The following is a 19,630-nucleotide window of genomic DNA, read 5'->3' on the forward strand; positions in this document are numbered from 1 at the left end:
CCGAACCCCGCCCGGGCGAGCGCGTCGCCGCACGCGCCGCCGACCGCTTCCGGGAAGACCTCACAGTGAAGACCAACGCCGCCCCGCACGACCGCCGGCCGTCGCCGAGCACCGCCCCGTCGCCGATCGAGGCCGCACTGCCCCTCACCCCGCTCCAGGAGGGCATGCTCTTCCACGCCCTGTACGACCCCGAGGGCGCGGACGTCTACACCGTGCAGGCCCCCTTCGAGCTGACCGGCCGGATCGACGCCGACGCGCTCAGGGCCGCGTGCGCGGACACGCTCGCCGGGCACGCCGCGCTGCGGGCCGGCTTCCGCGAGCGCGCCGGCGGGCAGCCCGTGCAGCTGATCCGCCGCACCGCGGCCACGTCCTGGACCGCGCTCGACCTCGCGGGGGACGAGGAGTCCGTACGCGTCAAGAAGCTGGTCGCCTTCCTGGAGGAGGAGCGGCGGCGGCGCTTCGACATGGCGGACCCGCCGCTGATCCGGTTCGCGCTCGTCCGGCTCGCCGCGGACCGGCACGCGTTCGTGCTGACCTACCACCACATCCTGCTGGACGGCTGGTCGGTGCCGCTGGTGCTGGAGGACCTGTTCACCCGGTACCACCACCACGCCACAGGCGGCGGCACCGTCACCGGCGCTCCCTTCACCCCCCTCGCCGACTACCTGCGCTGGCTGTCCCGGCAGGACCGGGCCGCCGCCGAGCGGGCCTGGGGCGAGGCGCTGGCCGGCCTGGCCGAGCCGACACTCGTCGCACCCGGCGCCGCCGAGGCCGGCGACGGAACGCTTCCCGGACTGGTCCGCGTCACGCTGCCCGAGGACACCAGCCGCGCGCTGGAGCGGGCCGCGCGCCGGCACGGCCTCACCCTCAACTCCGTCGTCCAGGGCGTCTGGGCGCTGCTGCTGGCCCTGCTCACCGGGCGCGACGACGTGGTGTTCGGGCAGACCGTGCACGGCCGCCCGGCCGGTCTGCCCGGCGCCGACCGGGTCGTCGGCCTGCTGATGAACACCGTCCCCGTCCGGGTACGGATCGATCCCGGGGAACCGCTGGCCGCGCTCTTCGCCCGGATCCAGGACGAACAGCTCGCCCTCGCCCCGCACCAGCACCTCGGGCTGGCCGACGTGCGGCGCCTGGCCGGCCACGGCCCGCTGTTCGACACCGCGACCAGCTTCGGCGACGCGCCCCTGGGCTGGGACACCCTGCGCGACGCCGTCCCCGGCCTGCGCGTCGCCCCCCTGCTGCAGGCCGGGGAGGGGACACGGGACACCGGGGCCGGGGAGGAGGAGCGGGGCACCGGGGCCACCGAGGGCCCGGACGCCCCCGGCGGGCAGGAGATCACCGGCGCCACCCACTACCCGCTCAGCGTCGTCGCCCTCGCAGGCCCCCGGCTGAGCCTCCACCTCAGCTACCGCAGGGACCTGTTCGACGACGACCGCATGGAGCTGATCGGCTCCCGCCTGCGCCTGCTGCTCGACGCCTTCGCGCAGGACCCCACGGCCCCCGTCGCCCGGCTGCCCCTGCTGACCGCCGAGGAACACCGGAGGGTGCTCGGCACATGGGGCCGCGGCTCCGGAGAGGTCCCCGAACCCGCCCCGCTGACCCGGCGGTTCGCGGAACAGGCGCGGACCACCCCGGACGCCCCGGCCGTGGCCGACGCCGAGCGCACCCTCACCTACCGCCGACTGGACGAGGAGTCCGGCCGGCTGGCCCGGCTCCTGACCGAACGGGGCGTCACCCGCGGCGACCTGGTGGCCGTCGCCCTGCCGCGCGGTACCGACCTGATCGTGGCGCTGGTCGCCGCGCTGAAGGCCGGCGCCGGGTACGTGCCGATCGACCCCGGCCACCCCGCCGAGCGCATCGCCTTCATGCTCGACGACGCCGAGCCCGCCGCCGTCGTCTGCGCCGACGCCGGGCACCCGGCCCTCGCCGGGCACCCGGCCCTGGTCCCGCTCGGCGACCCGGCCGTACGGGCGGCCCTGGCGGCGTTCGACGGGCCCGCACCGGCCGTCGACGTGCGGCCCGAGGACATCGCGTACGTGATCTACACCTCCGGCTCCACGGGCCGCCCCAAGGGCGTGGTCGTCGAGCACCGCACGGTCGACGGCTACCTCGCCTTCGCCCGTGCCGCCTACCCCGGCCTGGCCGACCAGGCGCTGGTGCACTCGCCGCCGTCCTTCGACCTCACCGTCACGGGCGTCCTCGGCCCCCTGACCGCGGGCGGCCTGGTCCGCGTCGTCGACCTGACCGACGTCGACGCCCCGGTCGGCGCCGGTGCCAGGCCGCCCGCCTTCGTCAAGGCCACCCCCAGCCACCTGCCGGTGCTCGTCGCCTCCGCCGACTGGTACTCGCCCACCGGACAACTCGTCCTCGGCGGGGAGCAGCTGACCGGCGAGGCGCTGGCCGAGTGGCGCGCCGGCCACCCGGACACCACGATCGTCAACGAGTACGGCCCCACCGAGGCGACCGTCGGCTGCATGGAGTACCGCCTGGAACCCGGCGACCCGCTGCCCCGGGGCGCGGTGCCGATCGGCGGGCCCGTGCCCGCCGCGCGGCTCTACGTCCTGGACCCCTGGCTGCGCCCGGTCCCGCCGGGCGTCCCCGGCGAGCTGTACGTCGGCGGTGACGTCCTGGCCCGGGGCTACGCCCGACGCCCCGGCCTCACCGCGTCCCGCTTCGTCGCCGATCCGTTCGGCGCGCCGGGCGCCCGGATGTACCGCACCGGCGACCTCGCGTGGTGGCGGCCCGACGGCACCATGGTCTACGCCGGGCGCACCGACGACCAGGTCAAGGTCCGCGGCCACCGGATCGAACTCGGCGAGGTCGAGGCCGTGGTCGGCGCCGACCCCGCGGTCGCCCGGGTGGCCGCGGCCGTGCGCGAGGACCGGCGCGGGGCGCCCCGCCTGGTGGCGTACGTGGTGCCCGGCCCGGGGAGCGACCTGACGGGCCTGGCCGACCGGATCGCCGGGCGGCTGCCCGCCTACATGGTGCCCTCGTCCTTCGTCCCGCTGACCGAGCTCCCGCTCACCCCCAACGGCAAGGTCGACCGTTCCGCCCTGCCCGCCCCCGAGCGGCCGGAGCGGTCCGAGCGGCCGGAGGGACCCGTGGAGGCCGGGCCGACCCCGGTGCCGGGTGCCGTGGATCCCGCGGCGATGCTGGCGGGTCTGTTCGGGCAGGTGCTGGGGTTGGAGGCGGTGGGGGTCGAGGAGGACTTCTTCGGTCTCGGCGGTGATTCGATCACGGTGATCCAGTTGGTGGCGCGGGCGCGTGAGGCGGGGGTGCGGCTGACGCCGAAGCAGGTGTTCACGCACCGCACGGCCGCCGCCCTGGCCGCCCTGGCGGAGGAGCCCGCACCCGCGAGGCCCGGACCGGAGCCGACCCCGGTGCCGGGTGCCGTGGATCCCGCGGTGACGCTGGCGGGTCTGTTCGGGCAGGTGCTGGGGTTGGAGGCGGTGGGGGTCGAGGAGGACTTCTTCGGTCTCGGCGGTGATTCGATCACGGTGATCCAGTTGGTGGCGCGGGCGCGTGAGGCGGGGGTGCGGCTGACGCCGAAGCAGGTGTTCACGCACCGCACGGCCGCCGCCCTGGCCGCTTTGGCGGAGGAGCCCGCACCCGCGAGGCCCGGACCGGAGCGGCCGGCCGCCGGCGCGGAGTCCGACACGGTCACCGTCGTCCCCGCCACACCCCTGATGCGGCGGCTGCGCGAACACGGCGGCGGCTACGACGCCTTCCACCAGTCGACCCTGCTGCGCGTCCCGCCGGCGATCGGCACCGACCGGCTGCGCACCGCCGTGGCCGCCGTCCTGGCCCGGCACCAGGCGCTGCGCGGACGGCTGCGCGAGGACGGGTCCCTCGCCGTGGACCCCGCCCCGCACGCGGCGCCGCGGGACGCCGTACGGCGGGTCGACGTCTCCGTCCTGAACGCCTCGGACGCCCCGGACACCCCGACCGCCCCGGACGAGGAGCTGCGCCGCCGGATCGCCGCCCACGCCGCGGAGGACGCCGACGCCCTCGCTCCGCGCGACGGCGCGATGCTGCGGGTCACCTGGTTCGACGCGGGGGAGGAGCGGCCGGGGCGGCTGCTCGTCACCGTCCACCACCTCGCCGTCGACGCGGTGTCCTGGCACACCCTGCTCACCGACCTCCACACCGCCTGGCACGCCGCCGCGTCCGGCGCCCCCGTGCGGCTCGACCCCGTGCCGCTGCCGCTCGCCGAGTGGAGCGGCGCGCTGCACCGGGCGGCGCACGAGGCGGACGTCCTCGCCGAGCTCCCCCACTGGCGGCGGACCCTGGCCACCGACGGCCCCGCCCTGACCGAGGCGCGCCTGTCGCCCTCCCGGGACATCCACGCCACCGCCGGCGAACTGCGCCGCACCCTGCCCGAGGACCTGACCGGGGAACTGCTCGCCACGGTGCCCACCGCGCTCGGCACCCGCACGAACGAGGTGCTGCTCACCGCCCTCGCCCTCGCGCTCGCCGCCCGGCGCGGCCCGGACCCCGGCGACACCTCCGTCCTGATCGACGTCGAGGGCCACGGCCGCGAACCGCTCGAGCAGGAGGCCGACCTGTCGGAAACCGTCGGCTGGCTCACCTCCCTGTACCCCGTCCGCCTCGACCCGGGGTTCCCCGACTGGAGCCCCGAGGGCGGCGACCCCGCGACCGACGACCGCCTCGGCGAGGCCGTGCGCCGGGTCGCGGCCCAGCTCGGCCGAGTGCCGCGCCACGGCCTGGGCTACGGCCTGCTGCGCCATCTCAACCCCGGGACGGCGGCCGACCTGGCCGCCCGCCCGACGCCCCAGCTGTGCTTCAACTACCTGGGCCGGCAGAGCGGTCCGGCGGCCGGGGAGGCGGACTGGGACATCGCGCCCGAGTCCGACGCGCTGCCGCTCGGCGCCGACCCGCGGATGCCGCTGACCCATGTCGTCGAGGTCGACGCCGTGGTCGAGGAGGGCCCGGCCGGACCCCGGCTCGTCGCCCACTGGCGGTGGGCCCGGCGGCTGCTGACGGAGTCCGAGGCCGGCGAACTGGCGGACCTGTGGTTCGCGGCCCTGCGGGCCCTCGTCGCCCACGGCACCGCGCGCCCGGCGCGCACCGCACGGGAGGACGCCGCCGAGCGTGCCCGGCTGGCCGCCCGGACCGGGCTGCCCGTCGAACGGCTGCTGCCGATGACGCCGACGCAGGAGGGCCTGCTCTTCCACGCCCGCTACGACAGCGCCGGCCTCGACGTCTACACCGTGCAGATCGCGCTGGAGACCGAGGGACCGCTGGACGTCGAACGGTTCCGGCAGGCCTGCGACGCCCTGCTGCGCCGCCACCCGACGCTCCGCGCCGCCTTCCTCCAGCGGCGCTCGGGCGAGCCGGTGCAGGCCGTGGTGGAACACGTCCGGATGCCCTGGCGGGTGCACGACCTGACCGGACTGCGCGGGCCGGAGCAGGACGCCCGCCGCGCCGAACTGCTGGACGCCGACCGGCACCGCCGCTTCGACCCCGCCGCGCCGCCGCTGATGCGCTGCACCGTGCTCGCGCTCGCCGAGGACCGGCACCACCTGGTGCTGAGCGTGCACCACCTGCTCGTCGACGGCTGGTCCACCTCCCTGCTGCTGCGGGACCTGCTGGCGCTGTTCGACCGGAACGGCGACGCCGCGGGCCTGCCCGCCCCCGGCGACCACCCCGGCCACCTGAGCTGGCTCGCCGCACAGGACCGGGACGGGGCGCGCACCGCCTGGGCGGAGGCCCTGGCCGACCTGCCGGCGCCCACCCTGGTGTGCCCCGGCCGGGACACCGCCCGCGTGCGGACCCTGCCGGAGACCCTCACCGTCGAGCTGTCCGAGGCGGACACCACCGCCCTGCTCGACGCGGCCCGCGGCCACGGCGTCACGCCGAACACCCTGGTCCGCGCGGCGTGGGCGCTGTGCCTGCACGACCTGACCGGACAGCGGGACCTCGTCTTCGGCGCCGTGGTCTCCGGCCGCGAGGCCGATCTGCCGGACGTCGCCGAGACGGTCGGGATGCTCATCAACACCGTGCCGGTCCGGGTCCGCCTGGACGCCGGCGAGCCGGTGGCGGACCTGCTGCGCCGCCTGCAGGGCGAGCAGGCCACGCTCCTGCCCCACCACCACCTCGCCCTGGCCGAGGTGCAGCGGGCCGTGGGACGGGGCACGCTCTTCGACAGCTGCGTGGTCTTCGAGAACTTCCCGACCGCCCAGGCCCTCCCGAGCCCCGACGACGGCCTGCGCCTGACCGGGCTGGCGGGCCACGACCCGTACCACTACCCGCTGAAGCTCATGGTCGCGCCCGGCAGCCGGCTCCGGTTGGAGATCGGCCACCGCGCCGACCTCCTCGACGCCGGAACCGGCGAACGGGTGGCCGCCCGGCTGCACGGGCTGCTGACCGCCCTGCCGCGGGAACTCACCGCCCCGACCGGGCGCTTCCTCCGCCCCGGCGCGGGTTCCGCGCCCTCGCCGGACACCGTCGGACGGCGGCTGTGCGCACTGGCCGCCGAGGTCCTCGGACGTACGGCCGTCGGCGCCGACGACGACCTGTTCGCCCTCGGCTGCGACTCGCTGACCGCGCTGCGCCTGACCGGCCGCATCGAGGCCGAGCTGGGCCTCGGCACCGACGTCTCGGCCGTCTTCCGCCACCGCACACCCCGGGCCCTCGCCGCCGCGCTCACCGCACGACCGGCCGGCGCCGGGACCGCACCACCCACCAGGAGAACGACATGACCAACCCCTTCGACGACGAGGACGGCACCTTCCACGTGCTCGTCAACGCCGAACGCCAGCACTGCCTCTGGCCCGCCTTCGCTCTGGTGCCGCCCGGCTGGGACGTGGTCCTGGCCGACAGCGACCGCCGGACCTGCCTGGATCACATCGAGCAGAACTGGACCGACATGCGCCCGGCGAGCCTCGCCGACGCGTAACCAGCCCCGCCCTCACAGACAGGTGGCCGTACCCATGCAGAACGACTCCGTGGTCGTCAACTCCTGGAACGAATGGGATCCCCTCGAGGAGATGGTCGTCGGCTCGGCCGACAACGCCTGCTTCGAGCCCACCGAGCCGGGCAGCCGCCCCGCCGTCCGCGACTCCCCCGGCATGCCCTTCCCGACCGGTCCGAAGTCCAAGGAGGCGATCGACCTCGCCAACGAGGAACTCGACGGACTCGTCCGCCTCCTGCAGTCCCAGGGCGTCACGGTCCGCCGGCCCGCCCCGCACGACTTCTCCCGCCCGCTCACCACACCCGACTTCGAGGTCGAGAACCAGTACTGCTCGGTCTGCCCGCGCGACGTGATGATCACCCTGGGCAACGAGATCGTCGAGGCCACCATGTCGCGCCGGGCCCGCTACTTCGAGTACCAGCCGTACCGCAAGCTGGTCTACGAGTACTGGAACGCCGACCCGCGGGTGCGGTGGACCACCGCGCCCAAGCCCTCGATGGCGGACGGCATGTACCGCGAGGAGTTCTGGGACTGGCCGCTCGAGCAGCGGCACGAGCGCATGCACGCCTTCGAGTTCTGCGTCACCCAGGACGAGGTCGTCTTCGACGCCGCCGACATGAGCCGGCTCGGCCGGGACGTCCTCGTCCAGGAGTCCATGACCACCAACCGGGCGGGCATCCGCTGGCTCAAGCAGCACCTGGAGCCGCGCGGCTTCCGCGTCCACACCGTGCACTTCCCGCTGGACTTCTTCCCCTCCCACATCGACTGCACCTTCGTGCCGCTGCGTCCCGGCCTGATCCTCACCAACCCCGAACGCCCGCTGCGCGAGGGCGAGGAGAAGATGTTCCTCGCCAACGACTGGGAACTGGTCGACGCCCCGCAGCCGGTGCTGACCAACGACGAGATGCCGCAGTACTGCCAGTCCTCCAAGTGGCTGTCGATGAACGTGCTCAGCATCTCCCCGACCAAGGTCGTCTGCGAGGAGAACGAGAAGCCCCTCCAGGACCTGCTGTCCGGCCTCGGCTTCGAGGTCTTCACGGTGCCCTTCCGGCACGTCTTCGAGTACGGCGGATCGCTGCACTGCGCCACCTGGGACGTCCGCCGCACCGGCACCCGCGAGGACTACTTCCCGCGCCTCGACTACACGCCTCTCGTCTGAGCCCGTCCGGTCCGCACCACCGGCCGCGGACCGGGTGCGCCGGACGCGTCACAGCGCGTCCGGCGCACCGCCGGACGCGCTGTCGGCGGACGGCCCGGTGCCGATGCCGTCACCGGCACCGGGCGGTGTCACTCCAGCGTGTCCTCCGGGAGGCCCTCTCCTCCGAACGCCTCGTCCGGCATGCTGCCGAAGAAGCCCCCCATGAGCTCGTCGATCCGCACCTCGGTGGCCCCCGCCGGAGCCGTGGCCTTCTCGCCCTTGCCCACGCGCAGCACCAGCGCGAACTTCTCGACCTCCGCCTTCTCCGCCAACCCGGCCAGATCGACGGACACTTCGGCCAGCTCGCCGTTCCTCAGCGTGAAGTCGGCCGTGACCTTCTCGTTCGGCGCGTCCTTGAGGTCCTTGGCCGTCGGGACCTCGGCCCCCGGCGGCAGCTCCTCCGTCAGCGGGCGGAGCTCGTCGAACAGCTCGGTCAGCAGGGTGCGGAAGGGAGCCGTGGCCTTGATGTGCTCGGTGCCGTCCGACCCGCCGGAGGTCTTGAAGTCGACCTCCCGGGCGACGACCTGCCGCAGTGCCTTCGTGATCTTCTTCTGCGTCTTGGCGTCGAGCGTGGGCTCCGCCGGGGGCTCTTCGTCCCCGGGTGCCTGGCCTCCCGTCACATACCCGCCGGTGTCCTCCAGTTCCTTCGTCGAGATCTTGATCCACTCGCCGCCGAGGAGCTTCTTGAACGCCCCGGCGTCGGCGGGCAGCTCGTCGACGGGCGGCATGGGGTTGCCCGTCGCCTGCGCGAGCGCGTCCACGTCGGCGCGGAGGTAGGTGTAGTCGCCGACCAGCCGGTACTCGAACAGGTCGCCGTCCGGGCCGCTGAACTTCATGGCCATGGCGCTGAAGTCCTTCTCGCCGGACTTCTCGAGTGGCTTCCTGGACTGCACGGAGACGGAGATCCTTGCGTCGCTGAGCAGTTCGGCGACCTCGTCGGGCATCTCCTCGCCGGGCTCCGCCCCGGCGTCCAGCGCCTTCAGCGTCTCGGCGTCGGTGTCCAGGTCCAGTTCGAAGGAGAGCGAGCGCTCCTTGCCCAGCTTGTCGAAGGCCTGGTCGAGTTTCTGTCCGGCGGACAGGTTCTCCACCGTGCCGCAGGCGGCGGAGCCGGCCAGGACCACGGTGGCGACGGCGGTGGCGGTGAGGGTCTTGCGTATGGCGGAAATGACTGTCTCCTCGTAAGTGCGACCGGAGCGGTCGTTGAAGAGACCGATCAACACCTCGAACGGTTGTACGTCCCGTGGGGCGGGGCCCGCCCGGAGGAGAGCGCGCCCGCCGGGGCCGCGCCGTACCGCTCCCGTCGCGACCGCCCCCGGACGTGCCCGACGCGGTCGCCGACGACGCCGAACGCGCACACCGCCACGGTGACGCCGGGATGCCGGGCCGCCGGGGCGGTCAGCCCGTCCGCACGGGGCCGTCGGCGAACGCGACGGCCAGGTCCGACTCGATGCGGGCGGCGCAGGCGCGCAGCGCGGGGAGGAGGGCGTCCCCGGTGCGCTCGGGCGGCTCGGGACCGGCGTGCAGGGCGATGTTCACGGCCCCGACGGCCCGTCCGCTGCGGTCCCGGACCGGCACGGCCAGCGAGCGCAGTCCCGCCTCCAGTTCCTGGTCGACCAAGGCGTGTCCCTCACGGGCGACCCGGTCCAGGGTGGCGGCGAGCGCGCGGGGCGAGGTGAGCGTGTGCGGGGTCAGGGCCCGGGGGCGCAGGGCGTCGATCCGTTCCCGCCGCTCCGCCTCGGGCAGGTCCGCGAGCAGCACCCGGCCCATGGAGGTGGCGTACGCGGGCAGTCGCGTGCCGGGCGTGATCCGGGCGCTGGTGATCTGTTCGGTGGCGGCCCGGGCCACGTAGTGGACCTCGGTGCCGTCGAGGACCGCGAGCGAGGCCGACTCCCGTACTCGTCCGGCCAGTTCGGCCAGGTGGGGCTGGGCGATGTCGGCGAGGGTGAGGGTGGACAGCCGTGCGTAGCCGAGCTCCAGGACGCGCGGGGACGGCAGGAAGCGGCGGCCGCGCTGTTCGACGTAGCCCAGTTGACGGAGCGTCAGCAGATTGCGGCGGGTGCTGGGATACGAGAGTCCGGCGGCCCCGGCGGCCTCGGCGAGGGTGAGCCCACCGCGCCGCCCTCCGAGCGCGGTCAGGACGGCGAGGCCCCTGGCCAGTGCCTGCAGGAAGGACGGCCCCAGTTCGGGCTTGGCGTCGGCGTAGCCGGGAGCGGGGGCGGCGGGCGGCACGACGGCCGCCCGCGAGGTGCCGTACAGCGCGTCCGCGATGCGCCGGGCCTCCTCCGTCATCGTGGCCAGCGCGTGCGCGCGCAGTGCGTCGCCGCTGTGGCGGCCGGTGTGCGCGAGCACGCTGATCGCGCAGACGGGCCGGCCGTCGGGATCCCGCACCGGGACCGCCAGTGCGACCAGGCCCGGGGCGACCAACTGGTCGTCCAGCGCCCAGCCGTCCGCGTCGGCCGCCGCGGTCCAGGCGGCGAAGTCGGCCTCCGTCCGCCCGGGGGGCTCGGCGGTGCGGCGCGGGGGGACGGCCGGGAAGTTCTCGTCGAGGGGGTCGGCGGCACGGCGGGCCCGCCACGCGTCGTACGTCTCGGGCCGCCACCCGGTGGCGAGCACGGCGCCGGCCGCACAGCGCTCGGCGGGCAGCAGGTCGCCGACGCGGAAGCCCAGGGGGATCACCCGGCCGGGCGGGACGGCCGTGCCGACGATGCGTGCGTCGCAGCCGTCGAGGACGATCGCCGAGACCGACTCGTCGAGGGCGCGGGCCAGCCGCTCGAGGCTCGGCCGCAGCGCGCGGGACGCGCCGCTCGCGTGCAGGTAGGCGTTGCCGAATTCCATCAGGCGCGGAGCGGGCGCGAGATCGCGTCCCGCGGCGCGCAGGTAGTCGAGGTGGGTCAGGGTCGCGGTGATCCGGTCGACGGTCGAACGCGCCAGGCCGGTCGCGCGGGCGAGGTCGCCCGGGCGCACGGAGCGGGGGGCGTCGGCCACGAGCCGCAGCACGGTCAGCCCGCGCTCCAGCGGCCCGGCGGCTTCCGCCGGTGGGTCGGCCGGCAAAGGGCTCACCGGCGCCGATGCCGTCGGTGCCGTCCTCGGAACGCCCGGCGCCATGGCACTTCCTCCTGTCTGTCGCCCCCCGGCGCATGGGGCCGAACCCGTCGCCGGGAGAACGCTACCGGCCATTGACAGCCGTCTCGACGATCGCACAGACTCGGCACATTCAGTCAACGAACATGAGTTCACTCAGCGAAAAAATGGCCCGGTGCGCTGCGGAAGGTGCCCCGCCGGACCGTCGTCCCCCTCACCCGCGCCCGCCGAGGTCCGAGCCCTCACGTCCCCCGTCAGGAGCACCCCGTGTCCCTCTCCCGAGGACTGGTCATCAACGGCCGGGAGGTCCCCGCCTCCTCCGGCCGCACCGCGTCCGACGTCAGCCCCTGGACCGGCGCCGTCTGCGCGGAGGTCGCCGCGGGCACCCCGGACGACGTGCGCCGTGCCGTGGACGCCGCCGACGCCGCGTTCGGGGCGTGGGCCGCGACCAAGCCGGCCGAACGCCGCCGGATCCTCCTGCGCGCCGCGCAGCTGATGGCCGAGCGCACCGACGAGGTCGTACGGCTGATGGCCGCGGAGGTCGGCGGTGTCGCGCCCTGGGCGGGCTTCAACGCCCACCTGGCCGCCGACATCCTGCTGGAGGCGGCGGCCGAGGTCAGCCGCCCGACCGGCCAGGTCCTCGCCACCGACGCCGACGGCGTCCACTCCGCGCAGGTGCGGGTGCCCAAGGGGGTGATCGCCGCGATCTCGCCGTGGAACGCGCCGGTCATCCTCGGCGTCCGCGCGGTGGCGATGCCGATCGCGCTGGGCAACACCGTGGTGATGAAGCCCAGCGAGGACGCGCCGATCGCCTGCGGCCTGCTGATCTCGGACGTCCTGCACGAGGCCGGACTGCCCGCGGGCGTGCTCAACGTCGTCACCAACGACCGTGCCGACGCGGCCGAGGTGGTCTCCGCGCTGATCGCCGACCCCCGGGTGCGGATGGTCAACTTCACCGGCTCCACGGAGGTCGGCCGCGCCATCGGCGTCCAGGCCGCCCGGCACCTCAAGCCCGCCGTCCTCGAACTCGGCGGCAAGAACGCCCTGCTGGTGCTTCAGGACGCGGACGTCGACTACGCGGTGGACGCCGCGGTCTTCGGCTCCTTCATGAACGCGGGCCAGATCTGCATGTGCGTGGACCGGGTCATCGTCCACCGCGCGGTCGCCGACGAGTTCACGGCCAGGTTCGCCGCCCGCGTCCGGGCACTGCCCTGCGGCGACCCGGGCGACCCGGGCACGGCGGTCGGCCCGGTCGTGAACGAGGCCGCCGCCCGCCGGGTCTCGGCGCTGATCGCGGACGCGGTCTCCCGGGGCGCCGAACTGGCCGCCGGCACCGGCGAGATCGAGGAACCGGGCACCCTGATCCGCCCGGTCGTCCTCACCGGGGTCACCGAGGACATGAAGATCTACCACGACGAGATCTTCGGCCCGGCGACCGTCGTCCACGTGGTCGACGACGCCGACGAGGCCGTCGCGCTCGCCAACGACACCCCGTACGGGCTCACCGCGGGCGTCATCACCGAGAACCTGGCCGAGGGCCTGGAGGTCGCCGGCCGTCTGCGCACCGGCATCGTCCACGTCAACGACCAGTCCATCGCGGACGAACCGCAGGCTCCCTTCGGCGGCGTGAGGAACTCCGGCTACGGCCGCTTCGGCGGACAGGCCGGCGCCGAGGCCTTCACCGACACCCGCTGGGTCACCGCGCAGGCCAGGGGCCACGCGAAGTTCCCGATCTGACATGGACGTCGATCGAGGTGGCAGGGGACTGTCGGTGGCTGGTGGCAGGATCACCGGCATGGTTTTCGTACGTACGACTCCGCCGCGGCCTGTCGAGGTGACCGAGGTCTTTCCCGAACTGGCTCCACTGGCGCGTCCCGCGATCCGGCTGCATCCCCGCCCGGGATCGCCTTCGGTCAGGGACAGCTCGGTCGGGGGACCGTTGCTGTGGCCGGCCGAGGAACCCTGGCCGCACTGCGAAGACGCGCACCTGCACGGTGACAGCGGGTTTCGCCAGTCGCCGGCAGGAGTGCGGCTCGACAGGCTCAGGCTGGCCCGGCTGCACGAGGACCCCCATGGTCCCTCGTCCAAGTCCGAGGAGGAGGCGACCCTGGAACAGAATGCCGCGAGGTACGAGGAGCGACTCGACGCCGGCCCTCCCTGGCCCGCGGAGTGTCCGGTCCCCCTGTTGCCCGTGGCCCAGCTGTATCTGCGCGACGTGCCCCTGTTGCGGCCGCCCGGAGAGGCCGATCTGCTCCAGGTCCTCTGGTGTCCCTACGACCACGAGCCGGACTGGAAGCCCGCGACTGCGGTGTTCTGGCGGTCCGCCGCCTCGGTCGTCGATGTCCTCGCCACGCCACCGGAACCGTATGAGGCCAACTACCCGGGCTACGTGCCGGAGCCGTGTCTGCTGGCACCGGAAGCGATCACCGAGTACCCCAACAGCCTTGACCTGAGCCCCGAATTGAGGCAGGTGGTGGGGGACTGGAGCAGATGGCAGGCCGCCGGTGCGGACGTGGACAGCTCGTACGCGGTCTATCCGGCGGAGTTCTACGACGAGAACCTGGCCGACGCTCCCGGCTGGAAGGTCGGTGGCTGGCCCCCGTGGGGCCGCACCGACCCGTACCGCCGGTACTGCGCTGTCTGCGACGCCCAGATGGTCCCGCTGCTGACCATCGCCTCCTTCGAATGGGGCGGTGGTACGCACGGCTGGGTGCCGTACGAGGACCGAACTGCCGCCCGCGCCGCCGGTCACCGCGCCGGCCAGTCCCCCGCGCAGCCGACGAGGGTCGAAGTGGGCAGCACGGACAACATGCAGCTCTACGTCTGCCCGACCTCCCCCGAGCATCCGCACACCGACCTGATCCAGTGAACTGCCTGGCCTGTCACCCCCTCCGGTGCGCCCACCGAAGCCGAGGCGCCCGCACGGTACGGGAAGATCCCGGCCGACTACGCGCACGGACAGGCCAGTCCGGGAACCGCGCGGTTGGGGGAGCACGTCACCACGGCCAGGGTGAGGTACGAGGGGCGCTCGAGGTAGCAGCCGTACGACACGTCGGCGCCCGAGCGCAGGCGTTCGGCGGCGGCGTCCACCAGCCGGGCCAGGCGCGCGGTGTCCCGGTCACCCTCCACCGCGAACCGCGGGGCGTACTCGGCCGGCCGCTCACCGAGCCAGGCCGCCGCCTCCTTCGCCTCGTCCCAGGTGCCCCGCACCAGTGAGCGGGGCTTGACGAGCCAGTACGCCGTCTCCAGCGGCGGGAGGTCCGACGTGCGGAACTCCGCGGCCACCTGGCGGTAGCGCTCGACCAGTTCCGGCCTGCTCCCGGCCGGGGGCGGATCGGGGTGCGGGGGCCGCCGCAGGGCCTCGTCGTCGAAGCGTGCCTTCGGGCCGGTCCAGAGGTAGGCGTGGTGGTGCACGGGCTGCTCCCGTTGCGAGGAGCGCCGGCCGGACGCGGGGAGGGACCCGGTCCGGCCGGCGGCGGGGAGGGGAGGAGGGTCAGGCGCCGAGGCCGAAGCGCGCCGGGTCGGTACCGGCGGCGTCCAGCTCCTCGGTGGTGAACCGCAGCGGCTGCGCGTCCGGCCGCTTGCTGTCACCCAGGGCCCAGGCGTCCTCCCCGATCCGGGCCGGGGTCACGCAGCCCTCGGTGCAGGGGCCGCCGCACGCCCTCGTGAACGAGGCCCCGCTGATGTCGAGCGCGTACAGGTTGGTTCCGTTCTTCATGACTGCACCTTCCAGCTCGTCCGAACGCGGCCAGGACCGGCCGCCGCCGCCCGTGGTGGGCGGGAGTGCACGGGAGGGGAGGTGGCCGTCCGGTTGTTTCCGCAGGTGAGCGGTGGGTGCGGACGGTTTCTCCTGGCTCTCCGTGAGCTCAGGGCGGCGGTCGGGGGGCGGGGACGAGTGTGGCACCCCGTACGCTGAGTCTGCGTACGGACACGGAGAGTGGACGGTACGTCGGATTTTCCGTCAGGCTGGAGGTGGACGCGGGGCGGCGTGAGGAGCCTCGGAGTTCCATGGGTGCCTGGACGGGCCTATGCGAATCTTGGAAACCCCGGAGGGGCGGCGGCTCGGGTACTCCGAAGGGCAGCAGAACGGACGGCTGATCTCCGACGCGAAAGAGATGAGTCTGCTCTGCCGACGCTATGACACACTGCGCTCACAGGCCCTCAACCCCAAGGAATCCCGGGCCCTGCCGGAGCGACTGCGAGAAGAGCTATGAGCAGCGGTACGTCGGAACTCGCCTGGTTCAAGTCCAGCTACAGCGGCAGCGAGGGCGACAGCTGCGTGGAGGTCGCGGTCGCCGAACAGGCCGTCCACGTACGGGACTCCAAGGACGTGACCCGCCCGGCCTTCGCCGTCGGCCGTGAGGGCTGGGGGCGGTTCGTACGGTTCGCGTCCGAGCGCTGAGCGAACGTGAGGGCGTGCCGTCCGCCGAAGTGGCGGACGGCACGCCCTCACCGCGTTCGGGAGCCCCTGGTCTCGTCCGTGGGGCCGTGGCCGAGGGCCGCGCGGTCGGTGAAACGGTCACCGAGGTCGCGCGCAGGCGCGGGTTTCGGCTGCTGGGCGGCGCTCTTCGCCCGCGGTGGAGGGCCCGGCGCCTCCACCGCATCCGGTGCGGAGAACCGCTCCCACGACGGCGGCACCGCCGCCGTGCCCCGTGCGGCAGGGCCCCCGTCGCTCACCGCGTACTGCACACCGTCTTCGGCGCCGCTCTGCTGCCGGCGGACTGCGCGTCCTGCACCCTCTGCACGTCCCGCAGGAGATCCGGGATGTCGGGGTCCTGGCCGGCGGCTGCCCTGGCGATGGTCAGCAGGACGGCCTCGTAGAAGGCGTCCCGCACGGCGGGTGCCATGACGTCCGACGCGTCCAGGCAGCGGGGTCCCGCACCGAGCCGCCGCGCGATCTCGCGTTCGACCGCGCCGCCCCGCGGCTTCACCCGGGGGTTCGCCGAGAAGACGTCCGCCCGGTCGGCCCACTTCTGCTGGCCCTCCTCGGAGGCCAGCCGGCGGATCAGCGCACGGGCCTGGGGGCGGTCGCTGAACAGCGCCGCGAAGTCGCCGGTCACCTCGCGGGCCCGCACCCGGCTGCCGCCCCCGGGCAGGAGCGGGGCGGAGTCCGTCAGGCGCGCGTGCCGCGCGTCGTCCTTGTAGAAGGAGGTCGCGAAGGAGCCCTGGTGCTCCAGGGCGCACCCGTCCCGGCCGTCGAACAGCAGCCCGTTGCCGTCCGGGGCGCCGCGGTGGTCGGTGAGCAGGGCGTCCCTGGCCGCCTCCCTGTCCTGCCGGAGCAGACCGGCCCACGCCTCCCAGGCGGTGCGCACCGGACCGCTGCGCCACCACTGTGTCCCGTCCGCGCCCAGCGCCCACTTCTCGTAGACGTCCGGGCCGTGCTGCTGCAGCACGAGGTCCTCGATCCAGTCGGTGCCGGGCCAGCCGGAGGCGCCGTCGTCGCCCATGCCGATGCACCAGCTCCTCAGGGGAGCCGGTGCACCGGGCGGCTCGTGGCCCCGGCGGTACCAGACGATGCTCTTCAGGTCCGCCTTGACCGGGACCCAGTAGACGTGTTCGGAGGACGAGCCGGTCGACTTCCAGGGCGCGCCGTACTCCTGCGGGTCGTAGAGGCCGTTCAGCGGCTTGAGGAGCTTCTGGTCGGCGTATTCGGCGAGTTCGCCGATGCCCGGCATGATCACGATGTCCGGGGGCTCCCCCGACTGCACCTTGGAGAGCAGCACCTCCCGTTGGGCCGCGGTGCCCTGGTAGCGGAAGGGGATGCCGAAGTCCCGCAGCACGGTCTCGAACTGCTCCGCCTGCTTGGCCGTCCACGTCCCGAGGATGGTCACCGGCTCCTCGTCGTCGTGCTGCGCCCAGACCACCACCATGCCGCCGGCGGCGATCAGCAGCATGACCACGAGGAACACCAGTACGTTGAACCGCCGGGTCACCGTCGCCTCCAGTAGTCGTTGTCGAGCCGGAGACCGAGCCCCAGCACGGGCAGGACGATGGCCAGCGTGCTGCCGACGAGAGCGCCCCGGTACACCGTGTCGGTCCAGGCGTTCTCGGCCGTCTCCTCCCGGACCTCCTCCGACTTCTCCGTGACGAGCTGCTGCGCCTCGGCCAGCCCCGGGCCGTCCTCACGCCGGGACACGTCGGTGATCTGCCGCAGGTCCGCGAGCGCCCCGCCGAGATCGTCCACGGTGGAGTACGTCGTCATCAGCGGGACCACCGCGAGCAGCACGGTGAGGACGAAGGCCGCGAGCAGGTACGGATTCCAGTCACGGCCGCAGCGGTCGCGCAGCACGAACAGCGCCGAGAGCAGGGTCAGCGCCACCGCGGCCAGGGCGAGTTCGGCGACCCACCACCCGCCGCGCTGCCACGGCCCCATGGTGGCGGTGGCTTCGGCGTGCTCCAGCTGGACCCGCTGCAGCGCGTCCAGGCGGTGGGTGAGCCCCACCGACTCGCGGGTGAGCAGCGACTCCGCCTCCTGGAGCTTCTGCTCCGGCATGAGGGGGTGGTCACGGTAGAGGGACGTGGCGAGGCCGAGCGAGTTGCTGTAGGTGGTGAGCAGGCCCTTGACCGTGCCGAGGTCCTGGTCCGTGCGGTCGGCGATCCGGGACAGACCCTGGTCGGCGGCCGAGAGCTGGGACCGGTAGGTCTCGCCCGAGCCCGCGACGCCGATGAGGTTCATCCTGACCAGGGCGTGGGCCTCCTGGTCGGCACGCAGGACCGCGAGCCGGGCGGCGGCGAGCCCCTGCACGGCCGGCGCCTCGCGGGACGCGAGTGCTTCGGCGCCGTGCTGGGCCTGACGGCAGGAGAGGAACAGGGCGGTCGCCGCCACGGCCGTGAGCAGGAACAGCACCAGCAGGTGCGCCTCCAGCAGCCGGCGGGTCCGCCAGGGGCTCAGGCGTCTGCGCCAGAAGGCGGCGGGGGAGTACCGGAGCCGGGAGGCGGCGCGTCCGGCCGTCACAGCAGCTTCTCCCCGCACGCGATGCAGTGACGGGCCTCGCTCCCGGCCGGGGTGCCGCAGCCGCGGCAGCGCGGGCCCGGCCGCGCGCCGACGGCTTCGGCCGGGGGGCCGCCGGGACGGGACCCGGCGCGCAGGATCAGCGGGCCGAGGGCACCGGCGTCGACGGTGCGCAGCCGGATCCGCCCCGCGGCCGCGTCCTCGACGTCGGCGACCGCGTGGATCTCGTCCAGCACCCAGTCCGCGCCGAACCGCACCGCCAGCCGGGCGGCCTGCCCCAGGTACCGCCTGGCGGCGTCCCACCGGTGCTCCTGGAGGGCGACGAGTCCCCGGCGGAGGTCGTCCCGCATGATGGCGGTGGCGTTGAGGCTGCGCACGCTGTCGGCGCCCGCCGGGGCGTGGTGCGGGGACTGCCCGGGGAGGTGCCAGCGGGCGGTGACGGGCACGTGGACGTCGCCGACGGAGACCATGGCGAACTGCAGCTCGGTCTCCAGCGGGTCGGCGTCGGAGTCGGCGACCAGGGTGAGCAGGTAGTCGCGTCCGCCCTGCTCCCACTGGTAGGTCGGGAAGCTCCAGCAGTGCGGCCGGCCGGGCCGGGGCAGCCTGCCGAGGCGGTGCGGCCGGGGCGCCTTCTCGCTGAGCGAGACCTGGCGTACGGAGGGCCGCACGGTCACCTCGATCGGCAGGCGGGGCGTGTGCACCCGGCGCAGCCGCTGGATGGCGGCGGTGATCGCGTGGCCGAGCCCGTCGTCCACGAACTCGGCCGTGCCGTGCAGCCGTTCGGCGAGGGCCAGCAGGGGGTCGGGAGCCCAGTCCGTGCCCACGGCGAACACATCACAGGTGAACTGCCCCGCGCACGCGTCCAGTTCCTCCTCGAGGCGGGTATCGCCCGCGGCGCTGCTGCCGTCGGTGATCAGCACCAGGTGGCGTACGGACACCGGCCGGCCGGCGAGCAGGGCGCGCGCCGCGGCCACCCAGGCGGCGTACCCGGCAGGACGCGGACCCTCCCGGTGCAGCGGGAGCGATCCCGCGACGAAGGCGGCCCGGCGCCGCTCGTCCCGGTCGGCGACGGCCCACTCGTCGTCACCCCGCGGGTAGCACCGGACCGGCTCGGGGCCGCTGCCGAGCACGGCGAAGGAGATGCGGTCGGGCAGCGCGCGCAGCGCTGTCGGCAGGGCGTGCCGGACGGCTGCCCGGTGGGGTTCGGCGACGTCCACCGCGATGATCACGGCGAGCTGGACCGCGGGCAGGTCGGTGGGGGCGCCGTCGGCGGCCACGTCGACCCGCAGACGGGCCTCGATCTTCGCGCTCCGGTGCGGGCGCAGATCGCCGTCGAGGTCGACGTGCAGTCGGATGCCCGGCTGCGGCGGCCGGGTGTGGCTGCTCATGTCGTACGTCACCGCTCCTTCGCCTTCGTCGCCGTGCACACCGGGTGCCGGGTGCCGGGTGCTGATCCGGTTCTTCG

General features: G+C 74.4%; 13 protein-coding genes and 1 pseudogene. 7 read left to right on the plus strand and 7 right to left on the minus strand.

Annotation, left to right across the window (positions count from 1 at the left end):
• The first annotated feature begins 65 nt into the window (after positions 1–65).
• Genes FHS37_RS13045 through FHS37_RS13055 form a run of 3 tightly spaced genes read left to right on the plus strand, consistent with a single transcriptional unit; the run spans position 66 to position 8,093 of the window.
• The gene (locus FHS37_RS13045; RefSeq protein ID WP_311136964.1) at positions 66–6,722 is read left to right on the plus strand and encodes a non-ribosomal peptide synthetase; all 6,657 of its coding nucleotides are present in this window, start codon (positions 66–68) and stop codon (positions 6,720–6,722) included.
• Entirely contained in the window at positions 6,719–6,919 is a 201-nt protein-coding gene (locus tag FHS37_RS13050) for an MbtH family protein (RefSeq protein WP_184820490.1), read from the plus strand. Before FHS37_RS13045 ends, FHS37_RS13050 begins: the two co-directional genes overlap by 4 nt.
• A gap of 34 nt (positions 6,920–6,953) precedes the next feature.
• Positions 6,954–8,093, plus strand: coding sequence for a glycine amidinotransferase (locus tag FHS37_RS13055; RefSeq protein ID WP_184820492.1), 1,140 nt, complete (start codon positions 6,954–6,956; stop codon positions 8,091–8,093).
• A 128-nt stretch (positions 8,094–8,221) separates the two neighbouring features.
• Here FHS37_RS13055 and FHS37_RS13060 read toward each other — a convergent pair whose 3' ends face one another.
• Positions 8,222–9,253: a hypothetical protein gene (locus FHS37_RS13060; protein ID WP_184821121.1), complete on the minus strand. Its 1,032-nt coding sequence runs from the start codon at positions 9,251–9,253 to the stop codon at positions 8,222–8,224.
• A 274-nt stretch (positions 9,254–9,527) separates the two neighbouring features.
• Positions 9,528–11,192, minus strand: coding sequence for an IclR family transcriptional regulator domain-containing protein (locus FHS37_RS13065; RefSeq protein WP_308439461.1), 1,665 nt, complete (start codon positions 11,190–11,192; stop codon positions 9,528–9,530).
• A 288-nt stretch (positions 11,193–11,480) separates the two neighbouring features.
• Here FHS37_RS13065 and FHS37_RS13070 point away from each other — a divergent pair, with 288 nt between their 5' ends.
• Together FHS37_RS13070 and FHS37_RS13075 are read left to right on the plus strand one after the other, a co-directional pair.
• Complete coding sequence (locus tag FHS37_RS13070; RefSeq protein ID WP_184820496.1) at positions 11,481–12,950, plus strand: aldehyde dehydrogenase family protein; 1,470 nt, start codon at positions 11,481–11,483, stop codon at positions 12,948–12,950.
• Between the two features lie 58 nt (positions 12,951–13,008).
• Entirely contained in the window at positions 13,009–14,082 is a 1,074-nt protein-coding gene (locus FHS37_RS13075) for a hypothetical protein (protein ID WP_221499741.1), read from the plus strand.
• Positions 14,083–14,159: 77 nt separating this feature from the next.
• Here FHS37_RS13075 and FHS37_RS13080 read toward each other — a convergent pair whose 3' ends face one another.
• Together FHS37_RS13080 and FHS37_RS13085 are read right to left on the minus strand one after the other, a co-directional pair.
• Entirely contained in the window at positions 14,160–14,627 is a 468-nt protein-coding gene (locus tag FHS37_RS13080) for a hypothetical protein (protein ID WP_184820498.1), read from the minus strand.
• Between the two features lie 79 nt (positions 14,628–14,706).
• On the minus strand, positions 14,707–14,931 hold the full coding sequence (locus FHS37_RS13085; RefSeq protein ID WP_184820500.1) for a DUF397 domain-containing protein: 225 nt from the start codon (positions 14,929–14,931) through the stop codon (positions 14,707–14,709).
• Positions 14,932–15,214: 283 nt separating this feature from the next.
• Between FHS37_RS13085 and FHS37_RS38810 the strand changes: the two are divergent.
• Both FHS37_RS38810 and FHS37_RS13090 read left to right on the plus strand, forming a co-directional pair.
• Positions 15,215–15,427: pseudogene (locus tag FHS37_RS38810) on the plus strand (Scr1 family TA system antitoxin-like transcriptional regulator); the annotation flags it as partial.
• Positions 15,424–15,615 carry a DUF397 domain-containing protein gene (locus FHS37_RS13090; RefSeq protein WP_184820502.1) on the plus strand — a complete coding sequence of 64 codons (192 nt, stop codon included), beginning with the start codon at positions 15,424–15,426 and terminating at the stop codon, positions 15,613–15,615. The pseudogene FHS37_RS38810 and the gene FHS37_RS13090, both read left to right, overlap by 4 nt.
• Positions 15,616–15,886: 271 nt before the next feature.
• Here the strand turns inward: FHS37_RS13090 and FHS37_RS13095 are convergent, their stop codons facing one another.
• The 3 genes from FHS37_RS13095 to FHS37_RS40475 are packed head-to-tail and all read right to left on the minus strand — an operon-like array spanning position 15,887 to position 19,553.
• Positions 15,887–17,146 (minus strand): ABC transporter substrate-binding protein, encoded by a 1,260-nt coding sequence (locus FHS37_RS13095; RefSeq protein WP_184820509.1) that lies wholly within the window; start codon positions 17,144–17,146, stop codon positions 15,887–15,889.
• The gene (locus FHS37_RS13100; protein ID WP_184820511.1) at positions 17,143–18,168 is read right to left on the minus strand and encodes a hypothetical protein; all 1,026 of its coding nucleotides are present in this window, start codon (positions 18,166–18,168) and stop codon (positions 17,143–17,145) included. The genes FHS37_RS13095 and FHS37_RS13100 overlap by 4 nt, the downstream gene beginning before the upstream one ends.
• Complete coding sequence (locus FHS37_RS40475) at positions 18,165–19,553, minus strand: vWA domain-containing protein (protein ID WP_184820513.1); 1,389 nt, start codon at positions 19,551–19,553, stop codon at positions 18,165–18,167. Before FHS37_RS40475 ends, FHS37_RS13100 begins: the two co-directional genes overlap by 4 nt.
• Positions 19,554–19,630 lie beyond the last annotated feature (77 nt).

Source organism: Streptomyces griseomycini, from assembly GCF_014203535.1.
In the GTDB taxonomy this organism is placed as follows: Bacteria; Actinomycetota; Actinomycetes; order Streptomycetales; family Streptomycetaceae; genus Streptomyces; species Streptomyces griseomycini.

What these genes read in the sequence shown, in the direction of transcription:
- FHS37_RS13050 (WP_184820490.1), top strand. Translation starts at nt 6,719, where the DNA reads ATGACCAACCCCTTCGACGACGAGGACGGCACCTTCCACGTGCTCGTC.
- FHS37_RS13055 (WP_184820492.1), top strand. Translation starts at nt 6,954, where the DNA reads ATGCAGAACGACTCCGTGGTCGTCAACTCCTGGAACGAATGGGATCCC.
- FHS37_RS13075 (WP_221499741.1), top strand. Translation starts at nt 13,009, where the DNA reads ATGGTTTTCGTACGTACGACTCCGCCGCGGCCTGTCGAGGTGACCGAG.
- FHS37_RS13085 (WP_184820500.1), bottom strand. Translation starts at nt 14,931, where the DNA reads ATGAAGAACGGAACCAACCTGTACGCGCTCGACATCAGCGGGGCCTCG.
- FHS37_RS13090 (WP_184820502.1), top strand. Translation starts at nt 15,424, where the DNA reads ATGAGCAGCGGTACGTCGGAACTCGCCTGGTTCAAGTCCAGCTACAGC.
- FHS37_RS40475 (WP_184820513.1), bottom strand. Translation starts at nt 19,553, where the DNA reads ATGAGCAGCCACACCCGGCCGCCGCAGCCGGGCATCCGACTGCACGTC.